The organism is Acetivibrio clariflavus DSM 19732 (assembly GCF_000237085.1).
GTDB classification, from domain to species: Bacteria; Bacillota; Clostridia; order Acetivibrionales; family Acetivibrionaceae; genus Acetivibrio; species Acetivibrio clariflavus.
This window is the reverse complement of the sequence record NC_016627.1, coordinates 3,290,932-3,310,902: the sequence shown is the minus strand read 5'-3', so window position 1 is coordinate 3,310,902 and position 19,971 is coordinate 3,290,932. Positions and strand designations below refer to the sequence as shown.

The following is a 19,971-nucleotide window of genomic DNA, read 5'->3' as shown; positions in this document are numbered from 1 at the left end:
TTTTAGAATATCCCTATTCTTTTCTTTCTTCGATTCGCGAAGGGAAAAGGCACATACTTTCAAATCCTCTTAAAGACTGGAGAAATCCAGTCTTTAATACATACCGATAATAAACTGTCATACATATAACCGGGAAGGGATAATAAGTATGCCTGGAAAAAGAAAAACAATATTTTATTTGATAATGTTAATGCTATTGACAGGTATTATTATATTTTTCTACATATACCGGGGGAAAATAGGAAAAATATTCCTGCCTTTTATAATGGCTATTATCATTTCATATATGCTGCACCCGTTGGTAATAAAGCTGGAAGAAAAAAATATCAAAAGGTCCACGGCAATTATGCTGATATATTTGGTTTTCGGGATTATGCTGACGTTGCTTATGATATTTATAGTGCCCCAGATGATAAATAATACCCGGGAACTTATTAATATTCTGCCCGGCATTACTTTGGAATTCAGCGATAATTTTAACGGAGTGGTAAGAGTAATATCTTCAAGTAAATGGCCGGATGACATTAAAAGTGCTATTTTCCGGGAACTGAACAATGGGGTTGCAATAGTTGAAAATATGGTTAAGGATGCTCTGAGGAATACCCTTGCCGGCCTTGCAAAGACAGTGAGTACATTTTTTGACCTGATACTTGCAATGGTTATCGCCTATTATATTTTAAAGGATGCAGAATATTTCAAGAACGTTTCCTTATCTCTGGTTCCAAGAAGCTGGAGAAGCTGGGTAATCGTTACCTTCCGGGAGATTAACGGTGTTTTGTCGAGATTTATTCAGGGACAGTTGCTGACAGCCCTGATTATCGGTATTTTGGAAACCATAGCCCTGATTTTGGTGGGAGTGAAATATCCTTTAATTTTAGGAATGATAGGAGGAATTGCCAATATAATTCCTTATTTCGGGCCTTTTATAGGTGCCATTCCGGCGGTTGCCATTGCACTGATTGAATCGCCGGCAAAAGCTTTATGGACTGTGGTTGCCTTTATCATTGTACAGCAGCTGGACAACGGTTTTATTTCACCAAAGATTATAGAGGGAAGACTTGGCCTTCATCCTGTTACTACAATACTGGCAGTTCTTATCGGCGGTGAATTTTTTGGAATAATAGGAATGCTCATTTCAGTGCCCATAGCCGCAATTATAAAGATCATAGGCAAACGTACCATTGAAGCCATAGTATAACCTCAAAATCCTTGACACTGAAAAAATACTTTTATATAATTTTACTAATAAGTGAAAGAACTTGAAAGGGAACTCTCGCCCGTCTTTTTTAAATCTGGGAGAGAGCTTTTATTTTATATAGTTATAGGAGAGGAAGAGGAAGATGCAGAAATTGGGGTTAAATGAATTAAGAGAGAGATATCTTAAATTCTTTGAAGGCAAAGGGCACTTGAGACTTCCAAGCTTTTCGCTTATTCCGCAAAATGACCCGAGCCTTCTGTTGATAAATTCAGGAATGGCACCTTTGAAACCGTACTTTACCGGCAAGGAAGAACCGCCCAGAAGAAGGGTGACCACATGCCAGAAATGTATAAGGACACCCGACATTGAAAACGTGGGTAAGACTGCAAGACATGGCACATTTTTTGAAATGCTGGGTAACTTCTCCTTTGGGGATTATTTCAAAAAAGAGGCTATTCCATGGGCTTGGGAATTTGTAACCCAGGAACTGAAAATGCCTGTGGACAGGCTTTGGGTCAGCATTTACGAGGAAGACGACGAAGCCTTTGAAATATGGAACAAGGATGTGGGTGTTCCGGCCGAAAGAATAGTAAGGATGGGCAAGAAGGATAATTTCTGGGAACACGGTACAGGGCCTTGCGGACCATGTTCCGAAATCTATTTTGACCGTGGAGTGGAAAAAGGCTGCGGAAAGCCTGACTGTAAAGTGGGCTGTGACTGCGACCGCTTTATAGAATTCTGGAACCTTGTTTTCACCCAGTTTAACAAAGATGAAGACGGAAATTACACAAGGCTTCCCAACCCCAACATAGATACCGGAATGGGTCTGGAAAGATTAGCTTGTATTATGCAGGATGTGGACAACCTCTTTGAGGTTGATACCGTAAGAAATGTACTGGACTATGTGTGCAAGACAGCCGGCGTAAAATATCATGAGTCGGAGAAAAAAGATATTTCCATAAGGGTAATAACAGACCATATCAGAAGTACCACCATGATGGTTTCCGATGGTGTAATACCTTCCAATGAGGGAAGAGGATATGTATTGAGAAGGCTTCTTAGAAGAGCTGCAAGGCACGGAAAATTATTGGGAATCAACAAACCTTTCCTTTACGATATTGCCATGGTCGTAATAAATGAATCGAAAGAAGCATATCCTGAACTTGAAGAGAAAAGAAAATATATACAGGATGTAATAAAAAATGAAGAAGAAAAGTTTGAGTTAACCATTGACCAGGGACTTATCATATTAAGTAAATATATTGAAGAGACTAAGGCCAAGAACAGCAAAACAATAACCGGTGAAATGGCCTTTGAACTGCATGGAACCTATGGATTCCCCATAGATCTTACCCGGGAAATAGCCGAAGAAAGTGGTCTTTCTGTCGATGAAGAAGGCTTTAGGGAAGAGATGGAAAAACACAGAAAGATAGCAAAGGAGGATTATCTCAAAAAACAAGGATCTGCATGGTCTGATGATATTTATTCCACTTTGGACAAAAATATAAAGACAGAGTTTTTGGGATATTCGGAAAATGCTGCAGAAGCTAAGGTAATGTATATCATAAAAAATGACCAGGTTACAGAGTCAGCAACAGAGGGCGATGAAGTAATACTAATACTTGACAGGACACCTTTCTATGCCGAAAGCGGTGGACAGGTCGGTGACAAAGGCGTAATCGAGTCCGAAGAAGTAAAGATTAAAGTTGAGGACTGTAAAAAAACCGAAGACGGAAAATATCTCCACTATGGTGTGGTGGAAAAAGGAAATGTTAAAGTTGGTGCTTCTGTCAAAGCAGCTATTGACGCTAAGAGAAGGATGGCCATTGCAAGAAATCATACCACAACCCATCTTTTACAGAAAGCGTTGAAAAATGTATTGGGTGACCATGTGCATCAGGCCGGTTCATTGGTAGAACCCGACCGCCTGAGATTTGACTTTGCCCATTTTACTGCCATGACACCGGAGGAAATTGCAAAGGTTGAAAAAGAGGTAAATGACAAGATTTTAGAGAGCATTATGGTTGAAACTATGGAACTTCCCATTGATGAGGCAAAGAGACTTGGTGCAACCGCACTTTTCGGTGAGAAGTACGGAAGCATAGTAAGAGTTGTAAAAATAGGGGACTACAGCATGGAGTTTTGCGGCGGTACTCACCTGAAGGCTACTTCACAGGCAGGATTTATTAAAATAGTAAGTGAAAGCGGAGTTGCTGCAGGGGTAAGAAGAATCGAAGCTCTGACAGGTGAAGCGGCATTGGCTTATTTGCATGACAGGGAAAAACTTATATCGGATATATCGACAGCTTTGAAAACATCACCCCAGGATAGTGTAAAGAGAATAGAAAGCATTATGACAGAGTTGAAAAACGCCCAAAAGGAAATAGAGCAGCTTCGCAGCAAACTGGTAAGTAGTTCTTTGGATGAAGTTCTTTCAAAGGCAATAGATGTAAACGGTGTCAAGGTGGTTAAAGCAAGGTTTGATCAGCTTGACATGGAAGCACTGAGAAATACCGGTGACACAATCCGAAATAAACTGGGTTCGGGATTGGTAGTGTTAGGAAGCGGTTATGAAGGAAAAGTAAGCTTTGTGGTTATGGCCACAAAAGATGTTGTTTCAAAGGGAATACATTCGGGAAATATCATAAGAGAAGTAGCAAAAATTGCCGGCGGTGGCGGTGGCGGAAGACCGGATATGGCCCAGGCCGGAGGAAAGGATATTTCAAAACTGGATGAGGCACTGGATTACTCGGTCAAAGTTGTTGAAGCACAATTGAAATAGAATTGGTTCTTAATTAAAAGAAGATTAAGCCTCTTTATGAGAATTTAAAAGTATAGGAATTTATAAAAGTATTTTTGTAAATTCCTATACTGAGGCTTGCAATTTATAGAAGCAATAACAAAAGCATAAGTATAAAATACATTATAGGAAAGGATGATTAATATGGAAAATTGCATTTTCTGTAAAATTGCAAGAAAGGAATTGCCTTCTACAATTGTATATGAGGATGACAAAGTAATAGCTTTTAACGATATAAATCCTGTTGCGCCGGTACATGTGCTGATTATTCCGAAAATTCATATAAAAAATGTAATGGAACTGGATGAGCAGAATGCTGATATCATGAAAGATATACATTTGGCTGCAAAGAACATTGCAGTTAAGCTGGGAATAGACGAAAAAGGATTCAGATTGATAAACAATTGCGGTGAGGAAGCAGGGCAGACAGTATTCCACCTCCACTATCATTTAATTGGAGGGAAAAAACTTGGACAGGGCTTAATATAGTATAAACAAATGCGAAAAATATAATGCAAATATATGTCAAATCGTTATTGAAATACTTATTGAACTATGCTAATATTATATTGACGGTTGATAGAAAATTTTGCATATTAATTTGTATATAAATTTGCTAATTTTAGGGCTTTAGCTGTTTTAGAGATAGAAATTGTATGATTTTCGGTTTTAAGCCCATGAAGTCAGAATTCTTATTAAGTAACCGATTGTTTTTTAAAATGGCTTCATATATGATTTGGCATTTCTAATCCGCTTCTTTTGGTTGGCTTACAGTTTTTTTATAGGTTTTATTTGTTTTGTATGTAATGCGCTGTTATTTTAACTGAATAAATCAGTGTATTATTTATATTCTGAAGATGTTTAAGGGGGAATATGTGTGAACAGAAGTCTGACTAAACTCTCACGAAAGCTAATATGTTTGCTGCTGACTATGTTAATGGTTTTTGGAATGATGTTTACTACATCCTATGCTGCTGGTACAAACCTTGACCCGGTACAGAAATTTATTCTTGAGGTAATTGAACTTGACGATGATGCAAGATCCGAATTCGTAGATATACTTGAAGATGTCACACCCGACAATTATCAGGAATATGTGGGTAAGGTAAAAAAGATAGTATCACTCAACGATGATGATATTACCGCAGCGCTCAAGTCATTTGCCAGCTATTTCAGTAAGTCCGGTACATACAAAAGTCTGTTTTTGCTGATGATTGAAACTTTTTCATTGAACAAAATTGAAGCAAAGGACTATACTGTTTTCGGCTTCAGGCGTATACAGAAGATGATAAACTATGAAGTAACAGGAGATTACTATGATGACAGAGGTATAAGATTGTTTGTCAGCGTCTTTACAAGACTTAAAGCGCTTACAGGAAGAGATGCTTTCTTTGATGATCCTTCAGACCAATATAAATTACAGATAAAAGTTGGAGGCAATTTGCTCAAAGAACAGCTTGACAGCCTTATAGGCCATATACAGACACTTAAAAACAGAAAAATTTATACCTTTGATGACTTTATTGACTATGTTGAAAAAGAAATAAATTCCTATGAAAATATAGAGATTTATAATTTCAAACGCTTTTTAAAGAGTGAAGGCTTAGGATACAGCGGAACCCTTAAAAAACCTTCTACCGACCAGGGCATTAGTCCTATCGAAAGACTTTATCTTGAACTGATATCTCTCAGCAAGGCTGAAAGAGAACTGTTCGTGATAGAAGTTTTGGACAGATTGATTGCCGGTGACTTGTACGGAGCTATTGAAAAGGCTCAGAAGATATTGGGTTCAATGCCAAAAGAAGATATTGAGGCAGCGTTGAAAGCTTTTGCTTCCTATGCTGACGACAATAAAGTTGCAATTAAGCTGGCAATAAAATTTATTGGAATGGACATTGAAAGTGAGAACTTTGATACATCCAAATTCAGTAATATTACCGAAAGAATCAACTTCTTGCTGACCGGTGACTATGATGACGAAAAAGGATTTATTGTGTTTGTTAAAATGATGGGTACTTTAAGAGGACTCTCAACAAGTAATTTTATCTTTGACGATAAAGATGACCCCTATAAAATTGATATAGATGTATCAAAATTAAAAGTTTACAGTACATTCAAGCCAATGCTTGATACATTGATTAAGTCAATGAGTTCATTAAATGCTAGAGGTATTAACTCCTTTGATGATTATATAGCTGAATTTGAAGCTATGGTAAATGCTCATAGCAATGAAGAGATTTATTACTTTAAGAAATTCTTGTATGAGGAACGTTTGGGATATAGCGGAAAATTGATGAATCCGAACGATGTAAAACCGACACCGACACCGACAAGTGGTACACCAGGCGGCAGCGGCGGTAGCGGCGGTTCAGGTGGTTCCGGTGGAGGCAGCGGCAGCAGTGATACACCTGTTGTTACTCCAACCAATACACCGTTGCCAACCAGTACACCGGTTGCAACTGAGCCTGTTCCAACCAGTGTGCCGGCAGCCAATCCGTTCAAGGATTTAACCGATAACCATTGGGCTAAGGAGAACATACTTGAACTTGCCGATAAGAAAGTGTTGACCGGATATCCTGATGGCACAATAAAACCTGATCTTGAAATTACAAGAGCTGAAATGGCTGTAATAATAGTAAGGGCTATAGGACTTGTTCCGGTTGAAAATCCTGAACTTAAATTTAAGGACAAAGATGAAATTGGTGAATGGGCTGCAGGATATATCCAGGCTGCAGTGGATAATAACATAATTGTCGGTTATGAGGACAATACCTTCAGACCATCCAACAAATTGACAAGAGAAGAAATGGTTGTAATGGTAATGAAGGCATACAAGTATGAACCTGTACAAAATCCTGAAGTTGCCTTTACAGACAAGGCAGATATAGGAAACTGGTCCATAGGATATGTGGCTAAAGCTGTGGAAACGAAAATTGTTGCAGGTTATCCCGACAACACCTTCAGACCTAAGAAGAATGTGACAAGAGCGGAAGTTGCCACAGTTATAGTAAATTGCATAAAAGCATTGGAAGAAAAGGCAGCTGAATAAGCTGTACAGTCAAGCAGTCAATAGGAATATAGCGATATAAAGCTGAAAATGCCAATATAAATTAGGCAGCTGGCGGTAAAGCCGGTTGCCTAATGTTTATTAAAATGCTTTTTTAAGACTAAATTACTACCTTTTTATTGTTTTCTCCATTCAAATAAATATACTTTTTATAGCATTTATTCTTTGCAATTTTTTTGTACAAACAGTATAATTATAATATAACCAAATACTAGATTGAGGCTTAATAGGGGTTTTTTTGATGATTGATATTCATTGTCATGTACTTTATGGGCTAGATGACGGACCGGAGAATTTGGAACAGTCCATGGAATTGATAAGGGAACTTGAGAAAAAAGGTGTTGAAAAGATTATAGCCACTCCCCATTATATCAGTGGAGAAGATTATGTTCCAACCTGTGAAGAAATAAGAGAAAAGGTGGAAATTCTCCGGAAAGAGATAGAAAAAGAGAATTTAAAGATTAAGTTGTATGCAGGTATGGAAGTTTACGCTTCCCATGATACTGTCGAAAAGATAAAAAACAAAGAGATTCTTCCTTTAAATGATTCCCGGTACATACTTATTGAGTTTCCCTTTGAAATAATACCGAAGTATATGACAGACCTTTTATTTGCTATGCAGCTGGAAGGTTATACGCCCATTATTGCCCACCCTGAGCGTTACTGTCCGGATTACAGAGAAAGTAAACTGCTTGATGAACTGGTGGATAAGGGTGTTTTGTTGCAAATTAACTCGGAAAGTATTCTGGGTTTTTACGGCAAAAGGGCGAAAAAGGCAGCATACCGTTTGTTGAAAGAAGGAATGGTACATTTGGTGGCTACCGATTCCCACAATTTAAATAAAATTTTATCCGATAAGAAATCGATTGAGAAAAAAATTTCCGATATCTGTGGAATTGAAAATGCCGAAAGAATTATGTACGCAAATCCGCAGAGAGTGCTTGAAAATGAAGATGTTCTGGCTATGAGTGAAGTAAGAAAACGGTTGGCTATAATAAACATATTTAGAAGATTTAGTCTAAAAATGTAAGTAAAAGTGAATCGGAAGAATTGACAAGAAAATGTAAATATATTAATATTGTCTTGTATGTAAAAAGGAGTAAATTATGAAGAAAGGGATTGTTGTTATTCTTGCTTTATTGTTAACCATGGGTGCAGGTGTTATGACACCCATTCTTATGAATGCAGATAAAAATAGTTCTACAAGGAATACAGCGAGAAGTACAACACCCGACATTAAAACGCAGACTACAGCGGCTGGCGGTATTAAGACTGTCAGTCCGGATGATGTTGTACCTTTAGTTTCGACAACTCCAAGATATAAATCCGATATTGTACTTGGGACTCCGAGTCCGGATATAATACAGAAAAATGAAGATAAAAATACAAAGGATGACTATAAAATATCATCACCGAATCCGGTGGTTTCAAATCCAGATAACAAGAAGCCAGATGCTGAGCCAACAGCCAATAAAGAATCGGAGGACTGGATAGAGAGAAAAATCCGCGAACATAGAAACGAAATTGACGACGAAGATTTGGGGGATTTTAGAAGAATTTATTCCAGGCTTAATATTGCGTACATACAAAGCATTATGAATGAAGGTCTTGATGATGAAGGAATGACAAAGCTGAAATCTTATTTAAGGAATACTCTTGGGACAGCAGATTATGAGCGTGCAAAAGAGCTTTTCTATAAATATTCTTATTTATTATCTGAAATTTAATAAATTTTAAAAAGGGGAATTGGAATAATGGGGAAAAATGACTACATTGAGATTGATATCAGGGAGATTTTGATTGTACTCCTAAAGAGATGGTATCTTATTGCGATTTGTTTCATTTTAGCCACAGGTTCATCTTTTGCAATAACCAAATTCTATCTGAAACCTGTATACAGGGCACAAACCACACTTTTCCTCGGTAAGGAATCGGATAAAGTGGCAAGTCTGAGTATTGCAGATATACAGGTGAACAACCAGCTTGTGTCTGACTACAGAGAATTACTCAAATCGAACCTTGTTGCAGAAAGCATAGAGAAGAAGCTGGGGGTAAGTGCAGCAAAGTTTAAAAGAAGTGTAAATGTTCAGACGGTTAAAGATTCAAGAATATTCAGTATAAGCTATGAAGATACGGACCCTAAACTGGCAGCTGATGTTGTAAACGAACTTGCCCTTGTAATTAAACAATTGGCTTCCGATGTAATTCAAGTAAAGAATGTATCTATAATAGACGTAGCAAAAGTTCCGGAACGTCCTGTGGGACCAAGTGCAAAGAAAAATGTGGGAATTGCAGGTATTTTAGGTTTGGCTTTGGCTGCCGGTTTGATATATTTACTGGAAATAATGGATTATACCTTCAAGAAACCTGAAGATGTTGAAAGACAGATGGAATTAACTGTAATTGGTGCCGTTCCGAAATTTGAGGGCGGCAAAAGAGGTAAAAACGAGAAAAAGGATTCCAAAGAGAATGAACGGGATTATCTTAAAAACCTCATTACCAAAAATGATCCAAAAGCACCGGCTTCAGAAGCCTTTAGAGAGATTCGTACAAACCTGCACTATAAGAGTGTAGATAAAGAATTGAAAACCATAGTAATCACCAGTCCGGCATTGGGAGACGGTAAAACAGTGACATCGGTTAATATGGCAGTGACTCTTGCTAAATCAGGCAAGAAGGTATTATTGATCGATTCGGATTTAAGAAAGCCCAAGGTTCATCTCTATTTCGGCATACCGAACGAAAAGGGTCTTACCAATATCATTAAAGGGGATATTGAGGATAAGGATATAAATGTATTGGAACTTAAGGATATACCAAACCTTAGTGTTATAACCAGCGGCCCCATTCCGCCTAATCCTGCTGAAATTCTCAGCTCCAATAAAATGCAGAATTTACTGGAAGACTTAAGGGGAAATTATGATTTTATACTGCTGGATACTCCACCGGTAGGACAAGTAACTGACGCAGCTATTCTCGCAGGTATCGCTGACGGCACTATTATGGTATTTGCTTGCAGCCAAACCAGAATAGATATGGCTAAGAGGGCAAAGAAAGCTTTGGAAAGTGTCGGTTCCAATATTTTAGGTACTGTTTTGACCAAATTGGATATTGGAAGAGCAAGGTACTATAGTTATAATTATGAATATAAATAGTAAGATTTGTGCTTGTGATTGTAAGTTATAAAAATTTCTTTTAGTTCAAATACTATTAATAAAGCTCATTTTGGCATGGATTGCAATTTAGAAAGGTATGGAAATGCTATGAATAATTTTACGATAGAGCATACATACATAAAAGATTTGATTATTATTAAGCCGAAAGTTTTTGGCGATCACCGGGGATTTTTCATGGAATTTTATAATAAAGAGTCTTTTGCGGAACTTGGACTGAATATGGAATTTGTTCAGGACAATCATTCAAAATCCAAAAAAGGCGTATTGAGGGGGATACATTTTCAGACTGAATATCCCCAGGGGAAATTGGTAAGAGTGATAAAGGGAAGGGTCTATGATGTTGCTGTAGATCTTAGAAAAGAAAGCAGCACTTTCGGTAAATGGTTCGGTATAGAATTGTCGGAAGAAAATAAATTGATGCTATATATCCCGGAAGGTTTTGGACATGCATTCTTAACTTTGGAAGACGATACAGAGTTTATGTATAAGACGACCAACGTGTATCATCCGGAATATGACGCAGGCATAATTTATAACGATGAGGATATTGGAATTGAATGGCCGGATATCGGTTCCGATTTTATTCTGTCGGAGAAAGATAAAAAGCTTCCGCGTTTAAAGGATGCAGTATTATTCAAAAGTCTTAGGAGTGAGCCATGAAAATTATTGTAACTGGTTCCCAAGGCCAACTGGGGAAGGAAATTTTAAAACAGCTGGATATTAGCCGCTATGACATTACTGCTGTTGGTAAGAGTGAGTTGAATATTGCTGTTCTTGACGATGTTGTTTCAATGTTTAGGGCAATTAAACCTGATGTTGTTATAAATTGTGCGGCTTATACCAATGTTGATGCTTGTGAGACTGATTTTGACACTGCTTTTAAAGTTAATGCCATAGGCCCCAGGAACTTAGCAATTGCATCTGGGGAAGTCAATGCAAAAATAGTGCATATTTCAACCGATTATGTATTTGACGGAAAAGGTGTTTTAAAGGATGGCAGCATAAGGCCCTATGTGGAATATGACATTGCCCATCCTGAAACTGCTTACGGTAAGACCAAACTTGAAGGCGAGAATTTCGTCAAGCTTTTCAATAATAGACATTTTATAATAAGAACTGCGTGGTTATATGGCGAAGGGAAAAACTTTGTAAGGACAATGCTGGAACTGTCGCAGAAAAATGGTGTTTATTTAAAGGTTGTGAATGACCAGAGGGGGACCCCCACAAGCACAGAAGAGTTGGCAGGAATGATAAGGTACCTTATTGATACCGACAACTATGGACTCTTCCATGGAACCTGTGAAGGTCAGTGCACATGGTATGAATTTACCAGGGAGATTTTTCGAATAAAGGGAATAACTACAGAGGTAATCCCATGTACTACGCAGGAGTATCCCAGACCGGCGCCGAGGCCTGCTTATTCTGTTTTGGAAAACTATATGCTAAAATTAACCTCAAATTATATGTTTAGAGATTGGAGAGAAGCTTTGGAAATTTATTTAAGAAAGCTTAGCTGATGAAATATCGAAATAACGCACAAGGAGTTTGGATATATGAAAGGTATAGTACTGGCAGGGGGAGCTGGAACTCGTCTGCATCCTATAACTAAAGGGATTTCAAAACAACTGCTTCCTATATATGATAAACCGATGATTTATTATCCTTTATCGGTGTTAATGTTGGCAGGAATAAGGGAAATACTTATTATTTCCACTCCCAGGGATTTGCCTTTGTTTGAAGGCCTTCTCGGGGATGGAAGTTATCTGGGAGTGAATTTCTCGTATGCAGTGCAGCCTGAACCGAAAGGTTTGGCTGAAGCTTTTATAATAGGTGAAAGATTTATTGACGGTGACAATGTAGCACTGATTTTGGGTGATAACATATTTTACGGACAATCCTTTGACCGGATGTTGAAAAAAGCAGTGGAAAGAAAAGAGGGCGCGACAATTTTCGGATATTACGTGAAAAATCCTTCAGCATATGGCGTTGTTGAGTTTGATAAAGATAATAATGTTATATCCATAGAAGAAAAACCGAAAAATCCAAAATCCAACTATGCAGTACCCGGTCTATATTTTTATGACAATGCCGTGGTTGAAATTGCAAAGGCATTAAAACCTTCCCAAAGAGGAGAACTGGAAATAACCGATTTAAATATGGAATACTTAAAGATGGGAAAATTAAAGGTAGAATTGTTCGGAAGAGGCATGGCATGGCTGGACACAGGTACTTACAATGATTTGCTTAAGGCATCCAATTTCGTTCAGACCATTCAGGAAAGACAAGGACTATATATAGCATGCCTCGAAGAAATTGCATTAAGAAATAATTTTATTACGAAAGAAGAGTTGAAAATTCATATTGAAAGTAGTAATTTAAATAATGAATATATTAAGTATGTAGCCAATTTACTGGATAGTATAGATATATGATTTTGAGGTAAGAGAGAATTAGAGAGGCACTTATTGACGGATAATCGTTGGGGGGTCACGTTATCTGTCAATAGGGAATATACAGGGGAGTTTATGTAGCTTGTCAATTTTGACAAGTGAAGTGGTGAATCTATGTCTATTTTTATATAATTATTGTGAGGTTGGGTATGATGTACTGGTATGTGCTTTTTGTAAAAGCAGGCAGGGAAAGAAAGGTTGAACAGTACTTGAGAAAACAGTTGAATCCGGATATAAGTGTACCCTTTATTCCTCTGCAGGAAATACTCTTTCGCAGATCGGGAATTGTAAAAAGAGAGATAAAATTTTTATTTCCCGGATATGTATTTATCGAATCCGTTTTATCCGACCTACAATTTATACAAAAGATAAATCCTGTCATTAACAGGTGCAGTGATATAATTAGTCTTCTCAAATATTCAAATACAGAAATTTCAATGAAAGAATCTGAAAAAAATATGCTGATAAATTTGTGTGATAGCGAATATTGTATTGGGGCTTCTTATGGGATTATTGAAGGTGATAAAATACATATAATTGATGGACCACTAAAAGGTCTGGAGAGTATTGTGAAAAAGGTAAACAGACACAAGCGGGAAGCTTTGATTGAGATGGAGATTATGGGAGAAGTCAGATTGGTTACAGTGGCATTGGAAATTGTGGAAAAAGTAGCATACAGTTACTGTTGAGGTATTTTATTATGGTATTTTTATATAAATCAATTTAGATTTAATTAGTAAAGTTCTATATATATTTCTGCAATTATAATTATAAAAGTTTATAGATTATATTGTAACTCAGTTAATAAACTAAGATGGTATTTTTATTTCAATCAATGTAATACTCGCAGATGATTAAAAGATTAATTATAATTTTGAGCTATTTTATTGGATATCAACGGGGGAAATTTTAATGGAAAAAAGGCAAAAATTGTTGTATGTAGTTGAAGCTATGGGTGGCGGTGTTTTCACATATATTGTTGATTTGGCAAATGAGCTTGCAGATTCATACGATATATATATTGCTTATGCTATCAGACAACAAACACCTCATGATTATAAAACATATTTTGATAAACGTATACATTTAATTGAAGTAAGAAATTTTGGGCGTTCAATTAATCCAATTAAAGATGTAAAAGCGTTTTTTGAGATTAGGAAAATTGCTGATAAAATTAAGCCTGATATTATACATATGCATTCATCAAAAGCTGGTGCTTTAGGACGCTGGGCTTTTAATGGTCGTAAAGTTCGACTTTTTTATACTCCTCATGGTTATAGTTTTTTGATGCAAAATCATAGTTCAATTAAAAGGGCACTATATAAAATGGTTGAGAGCATTTCAGCAAAACGTCGCTGTACAACCATTAGCTGTAGCGAGGGTGAACATCAAGAAAGTTTGAAACTTACAAAGAATGCTGTTTATGTAAACAATGGGATTAATATTAAGGTATTACAGGATTTAATTGATTCGGTTGATAAGAAGAATGACCAGCATCCTTTTACAGTGTTTACTTTAGGACGTATTTGTCATCAAAAAAATCCACAATTATTTAATAAGGTTGCAGAATTAATGTCTGATGTAAAATTTGTGTGGATTGGCGACGGAGAATTGCGTAGTTTTCTTAATTCTAAAAATATTGAGATTACAGGTTGGGTTGATAGAAAAGAAGCTCTCAAATATGCGCTTATGGCAGATGTTTTTATTTTAACTTCTTTATGGGAAGGTTTGCCGATGTCTTTACTTGAAGCAATGTATATGAAAAAGTTATGTATTGTAAGTAATATTATTGGAAATCGTGATGTTATTCAAAATGGTCAAAACGGCTATATTTGCAATTCTGTGGATGAATATGTTTCAGCAATCAGGGCTGCACAAGCCGGTCAGGTAGATCAGTTAATTGAAAAAGCTTATTTTGATGTACAAAATAAATATAATACAGCAGTAATGGCAAAAAAATATAGCAGTATTTATCAAAAAGGTATACCTGATGTTGACGAAGCTATATAGGGGAGGCCAGCTGGTAAAATGAAAAAAGTTGCAATTGTTTCTTGTTATTTTCAACATAACTATGGAAGTATGTTACAAGCCTATGCGACGCAGATGGCACTCGATAAATTGGGATATGAAAATGAAACAATCGATATTTCCGGTTTTCGAGGAGAAATAAAAAAGGCAAAAATCAAATATTTTATAAAAGCTTCTCTTACTTCTGATATCTTACTCAATAAAATTGGTATGGCAAAAAATGTAGCAATAAAAAAGTTCTTGAAAAACGAGTATGTTTCATTGGCTAAAATTAGAGACCGGAAGTTTGACGATTTTTATAAAAAGTATTTTAGGCTTTCTGAGAAATATGAATCTAAAGCTGAATTGGCTGATAAATGTGCAGAAAAATACTCAGCTGTGATAGTTGGAAGTGACCAGCTTTGGTTACCTGCCAATATTGCCGCTGATTATTATACATTAAACTTTGTACCGGAAAGTGTAAATACAATTGCCTATGCCACTAGCTTTGGACAATCCACTTTACCAAAGGATTCGGCTAAAAAAGCAAAGATATTTTTAAATCGAATCAAACATATTAGTATACGTGAGGAATCAGGACAAAAACTTATCAAAGAATTGACTGGTAGGGATGTGCCAATTGTATGTGATCCTACTCTGCTTTTTACAGGTGAAGATTGGATGAGCATACAGCAGGAGGAACCGATCATAAAAACACCATATATATTCTGCTACTTTTTGGGTAACAATCCTCCGCATCGAGAATTTGCAAAACGTCTTCGAGAAGTTACTGGATTCAAAATTGTAGCTTTGACGCATTTGGATGAATATGTGAAATGTGATATGAACTATGCTGATGAAACACCATATGACATTGATCCTTCAGATTTTTTGAATTTAATCCGAAATGCTTCTTATGTTTGTACTGACTCCTTTCATTGTTCGGCATTTTCTATTTTGTACAAACGTAAGTTTTTTGCTTTCCGTAGATATACACGGAATACAAAGCAGTCAACTAACAGTCGTCTGGATACATTGTTCAACTTAACAGGAATAAGTGGACGTATTATGAAGGGCGATGAAAATGTCAGAGACTGCTTTAATATGGAGATTGATTATGAAGAAGCTTATAAAAGATTAGATAAATTGAGAGAAGATTCTTATGCTTTCCTTGTTAAGTCACTTAATGGAAAGTAGTTTTATAAGCAAAGTTTAAAACATTATTATATGATTGAATGTGAAAGATTTATTTTGAATAATGCTTTTCTTATGCCTATTTTATTTAAAATAGATATGTAACAAATATAATAATGCAAACAGAATCTGTTTTAATTAATAAAACAGATGTACTACATTAAAGAATCATGGTTTTATCAAAAAACATTTAAGACTTAATTTTTAAACATTTTATCTAAATAATATGAGAAAGTATTAAGTACATTCTGGGAAAAGGATAGGAGATAAATAATATGAATAATGCTAAAATTAGTATAATAGTTCCGATATATAAAGTTCCAGAGCAGTATTTAAGAAAATGTATAGAAAGTGTTATGTCTCAAACATTGACAGATATTGAAATTTTATTAGTGGATGATGGTTCACCTGATAAATGTGGAAATATATGTGATGAATATGCGAAAAAAGACTCAAGAATAAAAGTTATACATAAAAAAAATGGTGGACTTTCATCTGCACGTAATGCAGGTTTTTTAGAAGCTACAGGCAAATGGATAATGTTTGTGGACGGAGATGACTGGATTGAGCCAGATATGTGTGAAACAATGTATAAGCTGGGAGAAGAAAAAAAAGTCCAGCTTGTTATGTGTGGTATAGTGAAGGAGTATAGCCACTCGACCTATAAATATAAGTTTTATTTGCAAGAAAACAAAATATATTCCGGTGATGAGTGTAAATGGCTGCAAGCACAACTATTAAATTATAATGGTAATATAGCAACGGCTTATAGTAAGTTGATTTCCAGGAAATTGCTTGTAGACAATAACATTTTACATGATGAAAATCTGAGACAGGGGGCAGAAGGATTAGAATTTAATCTTCGACTATTTGATAAACTTGAGAGTGCAGTGTTTATCGATAAGCCATTTTATCATTATATATATAATGATAAATCAATATCTGCATCTCATAATGAAGAAAATCATGAATATGTTGTTAAGTGTTTTGAGAAAATTAAGTATTTTATTGAGAATAGTAAAAATAAAAAAATGCTACTTTCATGGTTTAATAATAGACTTCTATATGTGATTATTACTACAGCAATTAGCGGTTATTTTAATCCGACAAATACGGAGTCTTATGCGGATAAAAAACGTAAATATGCAGCTTATTTGGAAAAGCCAATTATTAAAGAAGCATTAAAAACAAAAAATTTAGCTGGTCTTTCAATGCAGAGAAAAATAGTATTGTGGATGATAAAATATCGTATGTTTTGGATGTTGAATCTAATGGGGATTGTTAGAAAGTGGCAAAAGGAACATAAATAAAATATATTGAAAAAAGGATATAGTAAATTTTTAGATTTATTATGTAGAAGTAAAAGAAATTTTTGGGAGCATTATAGTTTTATCTGGTAAGAGAAGTTGAAATATTGTGAATGAAAAGAAACATTTTTTATAAATTTGATATATGCCTTTGGCACACAAGATATATCACTTATATTAAGTACTTTGATGTCATTAGTTGTTTCTAAGATAGTGGAGTATAAGAATTTGCCTATTAGCAACTTTTTTATTTTATATTAGGTGTGCAAACTTTTTTACATTTAGGAATTAATGATGGGGCATGTTTGAGATTATATGAAAAGAATATAAAGACTTAAGCTATTCAGAAGTTAGAACTAAAATAAAAGTTGTTGCTTTTCTACAAACTATTTTAATGCTATGAATATTACTTATTTCGTAAATATTCATAGATGATTTGAGTAGAAATTTTCAATTATTGTGAGCGCTATGTATGTTGATATATACGACTTTACCTGTTTGTTTGGTTTTATATTTCAAGCATAAATGAAGCAAAATATAATCAATGTCAGTTTTAATTGAGAGGGTATCATTTATACTTATAACAGATATACTACTTTTTACTAAAGCAAAATCCTTTAAAATAATTGTTGTTTTTTATTTATTAGGATAGATGTTAGCTTTATTCTATATAAGCTATAAAGGTAGAGAATTAGTTGTTGCAAATTATGCAAACTGTCTAGAGTATTTGTAACAATTGAATATGATATAATTGTAAGAATCAAACTTATGCTTGCTAGTATAGTAAGTGCCTTGGTTCTAGGCATTAGCCGTATGTTTGATGATATGGCGTTAAAAATAAAGGATTTTAGGGAAAATTTTTGCTTGCCTTTTCACTTACAAATTAATTTTTTATTATTTATATATAAGACAAGTAAGTAAGGTATTATTTCTTGTTTTTCGAAGGTCGACATCAGAACAATTAGTAAAGGTATATAATGTAATAAAATTATGCTTGGCAATGTTACTCTCAACGATATTACTATTCTATATACCTACAATGCTAATTTTGGCTATATAGTTACAAAAATATGAAGTCAGTTTAAGTTATATGGCATTGTTACTACCGCTATGTACATATAATTGCAAAATGTAATTACACTGCAATACTTATTTAAAGGTGTATAGAAAAGATTACTTGGAGTGAATATTTTTGCATTGTTTATAAGCTTAATTTTAATACTAGTTTCAAGTATATATTCTAAAAAGTATTTATTTTACAATTATTTGGCTAGCTATTGCGATCGCAATTAGAAAAGAATTGCTGCAGAAATTGATTTGGCAAAAATGTTGAATTTATGTGTTTGTATAAATTTAATTAAGGAAAGTTTATTAGCAATAATATTTGTCATGGTTACATGGTTTAGAAAATTTCATTTTCATTTGTTTTTCTTTTTTTTGCAATATTTTGCATCTGTTTATAAGTGGAGAAAATATTAAAATGCTTAAATGCGCATTTTTAAAACAAAGAGTTTCATAGAGATCAAATATATTTCTTAATAAATAGAATAGTAATGAAGACGGTGGAGGGCGTTGATTTAAGATGGCTAATAAAAAAATTGCAATTATAACAATGCATAATGTTAAAAACTATGGTTCTGCATTACAAACTTTAGCAACTCAAAAAAAGTTTGAATCATTAGGTTATATTGTGGAAATTATTGATTTTGTACGACCAGATTTATCAGAAAAAAATATACTGAATACATATACAATGAAAGATTCCGGAATAAAAAAGAAAATAAAGCAATTAATTTATATACCTACAATGAAGAGATGGAATAAAGTTTTTAACTCATTTTTAAAAGAAAACATTAATTTATCTGAACACACATATTACACTAGCGAGGATTTTGAAAAATATCCGATTAAAGCTGATGTATTTTGTACTGGTAGCGATCAAGTATGGAATAGTAAATGGAATAAGGGATTTATTCCTCAATATTTTTTGGATTTTGCCCCAGAAAACTCGTTGAAAATATCATATGCATCGAGTTTTGGGAAGGATAAGCTGGATGATTGGGAAAAAGATATGACTAAAAAATTATTGGAGAGATATTCTGCAATTTCAGTTAGAGAAATAAGTGGATTAGATATATTATCAGATTTAGGTATTTCATTTGGAAAATTTATAATAGATCCTACTCTAGCTATGCCATATGAGTTTTGGAAACAATACATAAAGCCTGTTAAAATTAAGGAACCTTATTTGCTTGTCTATCAATTGAATACTAATAAACAGTTTGATAATTATGTGAAGAAATTATCAAAAAGAAAAGGTCTCAAATTAGTGAGATTTTGTAGAAGGTATGACCAAGTGTTTCAAAGCGGAAAATCGCTGTTAATACCAGAAGTTACAGACTTTATTTCATATATAGCAAATGCTGAGCTAGTTGTAACTGATTCTTTCCATGCAACAGCTTTTTCAGCAAATCTAAATACAAATTTCATTGCTATATATCCACCGGAATTCAGTGGACGATTATCAAGTTTTTTATCTTTAGTGAAGCTTGAGTCTAGAAAGTTAGAATCATTTGAAGATTTTGATATTGCAGATAAAAAAATTGATTTTTCTGAAGTAAATAAGATATTAGAGAGAGAACGAGAAAAAGTTGACAATTATTTGAAAGAAGCTTTAATGAGTTTAAAAGAGAATAGAAGTGCTTATATTTGATGTAGTTCTATATTTATTTTAATAAATATAGAACTACATAATATCTTGTTAACAGATAT

At 34.7% G+C, this 19,971-nt stretch carries 15 protein-coding genes; all 15 read left to right on the top strand.

What is annotated here, in order from left to right; all coding sequences use genetic code 11:
* Positions 1–148: 148 nt before the first annotated feature.
* The gene (locus CLOCL_RS13895) at positions 149–1,198 is read left to right on the top strand and encodes an AI-2E family transporter (protein ID WP_014255937.1); all 1,050 of its coding nucleotides are present in this window, start codon (positions 149–151) and stop codon (positions 1,196–1,198) included.
* Positions 1,199–1,340: 142 nt separating this feature from the next.
* A complete protein-coding gene (gene alaS, locus CLOCL_RS13890) occupies positions 1,341–3,980 on the top strand; it encodes an alanine--tRNA ligase (RefSeq protein ID WP_014255936.1) in 2,640 nt (879 codons plus the stop codon).
* 162 nt (positions 3,981–4,142) lie between these two features.
* Positions 4,143–4,487 (top strand): histidine triad nucleotide-binding protein, encoded by a 345-nt coding sequence (locus CLOCL_RS13885; RefSeq protein WP_014255935.1) that lies wholly within the window; start codon positions 4,143–4,145, stop codon positions 4,485–4,487.
* A gap of 388 nt (positions 4,488–4,875) precedes the next feature.
* A complete protein-coding gene (locus CLOCL_RS13880) occupies positions 4,876–7,047 on the top strand; it encodes an S-layer homology domain-containing protein (RefSeq protein WP_014255934.1) in 2,172 nt (723 codons plus the stop codon).
* Positions 7,048–7,306: 259 nt separating this feature from the next.
* The gene (locus tag CLOCL_RS13875; RefSeq protein ID WP_014255933.1) at positions 7,307–8,095 is read left to right on the top strand and encodes a tyrosine-protein phosphatase; all 789 of its coding nucleotides are present in this window, start codon (positions 7,307–7,309) and stop codon (positions 8,093–8,095) included.
* Positions 8,096–8,171: 76 nt separating this feature from the next.
* Positions 8,172–8,792, top strand: a complete 621-nt coding sequence (locus CLOCL_RS13870) for a hypothetical protein (RefSeq protein ID WP_014255932.1) — start codon at positions 8,172–8,174, stop codon at positions 8,790–8,792.
* Positions 8,793–8,819: 27 nt separating this feature from the next.
* Positions 8,820–10,220 carry a tyrosine-protein kinase domain-containing protein gene (locus CLOCL_RS13865; RefSeq protein ID WP_014255931.1) on the top strand — a complete coding sequence of 467 codons (1,401 nt, stop codon included), beginning with the start codon at positions 8,820–8,822 and terminating at the stop codon, positions 10,218–10,220.
* Positions 10,221–10,328: 108 nt separating this feature from the next.
* Positions 10,329–10,901: a dTDP-4-dehydrorhamnose 3,5-epimerase gene (gene rfbC / locus CLOCL_RS13860; protein WP_027621763.1), complete on the top strand. Its 573-nt coding sequence runs from the start codon at positions 10,329–10,331 to the stop codon at positions 10,899–10,901.
* A complete protein-coding gene (gene rfbD / locus CLOCL_RS13855) occupies positions 10,898–11,758 on the top strand; it encodes a dTDP-4-dehydrorhamnose reductase (RefSeq protein ID WP_014255929.1) in 861 nt (286 codons plus the stop codon). The genes rfbC and rfbD overlap by 4 nt, the downstream gene beginning before the upstream one ends.
* Before the next feature lie 36 nt (positions 11,759–11,794).
* Positions 11,795–12,673, top strand: coding sequence for a glucose-1-phosphate thymidylyltransferase RfbA (rfbA, locus tag CLOCL_RS13850; protein ID WP_014255928.1), 879 nt, complete (start codon positions 11,795–11,797; stop codon positions 12,671–12,673).
* Positions 12,674–12,843: 170 nt separating this feature from the next.
* On the top strand, positions 12,844–13,380 hold the full coding sequence (loaP, locus tag CLOCL_RS13845) for an antiterminator LoaP (RefSeq protein WP_041715748.1): 537 nt from the start codon (positions 12,844–12,846) through the stop codon (positions 13,378–13,380).
* A 223-nt stretch (positions 13,381–13,603) separates the two neighbouring features.
* Positions 13,604–14,701, top strand: a complete 1,098-nt coding sequence (locus CLOCL_RS13840; RefSeq protein ID WP_014255926.1) for a glycosyltransferase — start codon at positions 13,604–13,606, stop codon at positions 14,699–14,701.
* An 18-nt stretch (positions 14,702–14,719) separates the two neighbouring features.
* Positions 14,720–15,895, top strand: coding sequence for a polysaccharide pyruvyl transferase family protein (locus CLOCL_RS13835; protein ID WP_014255925.1), 1,176 nt, complete (start codon positions 14,720–14,722; stop codon positions 15,893–15,895).
* Positions 15,896–16,167: 272 nt separating this feature from the next.
* Entirely contained in the window at positions 16,168–17,202 is a 1,035-nt protein-coding gene (locus CLOCL_RS13830; RefSeq protein ID WP_014255924.1) for a glycosyltransferase family 2 protein, read from the top strand.
* Between the two features lie 1,579 nt (positions 17,203–18,781).
* A complete protein-coding gene (locus CLOCL_RS13825; protein ID WP_014255923.1) occupies positions 18,782–19,912 on the top strand; it encodes a polysaccharide pyruvyl transferase family protein in 1,131 nt (376 codons plus the stop codon).
* Positions 19,913–19,971 lie beyond the last annotated feature (59 nt).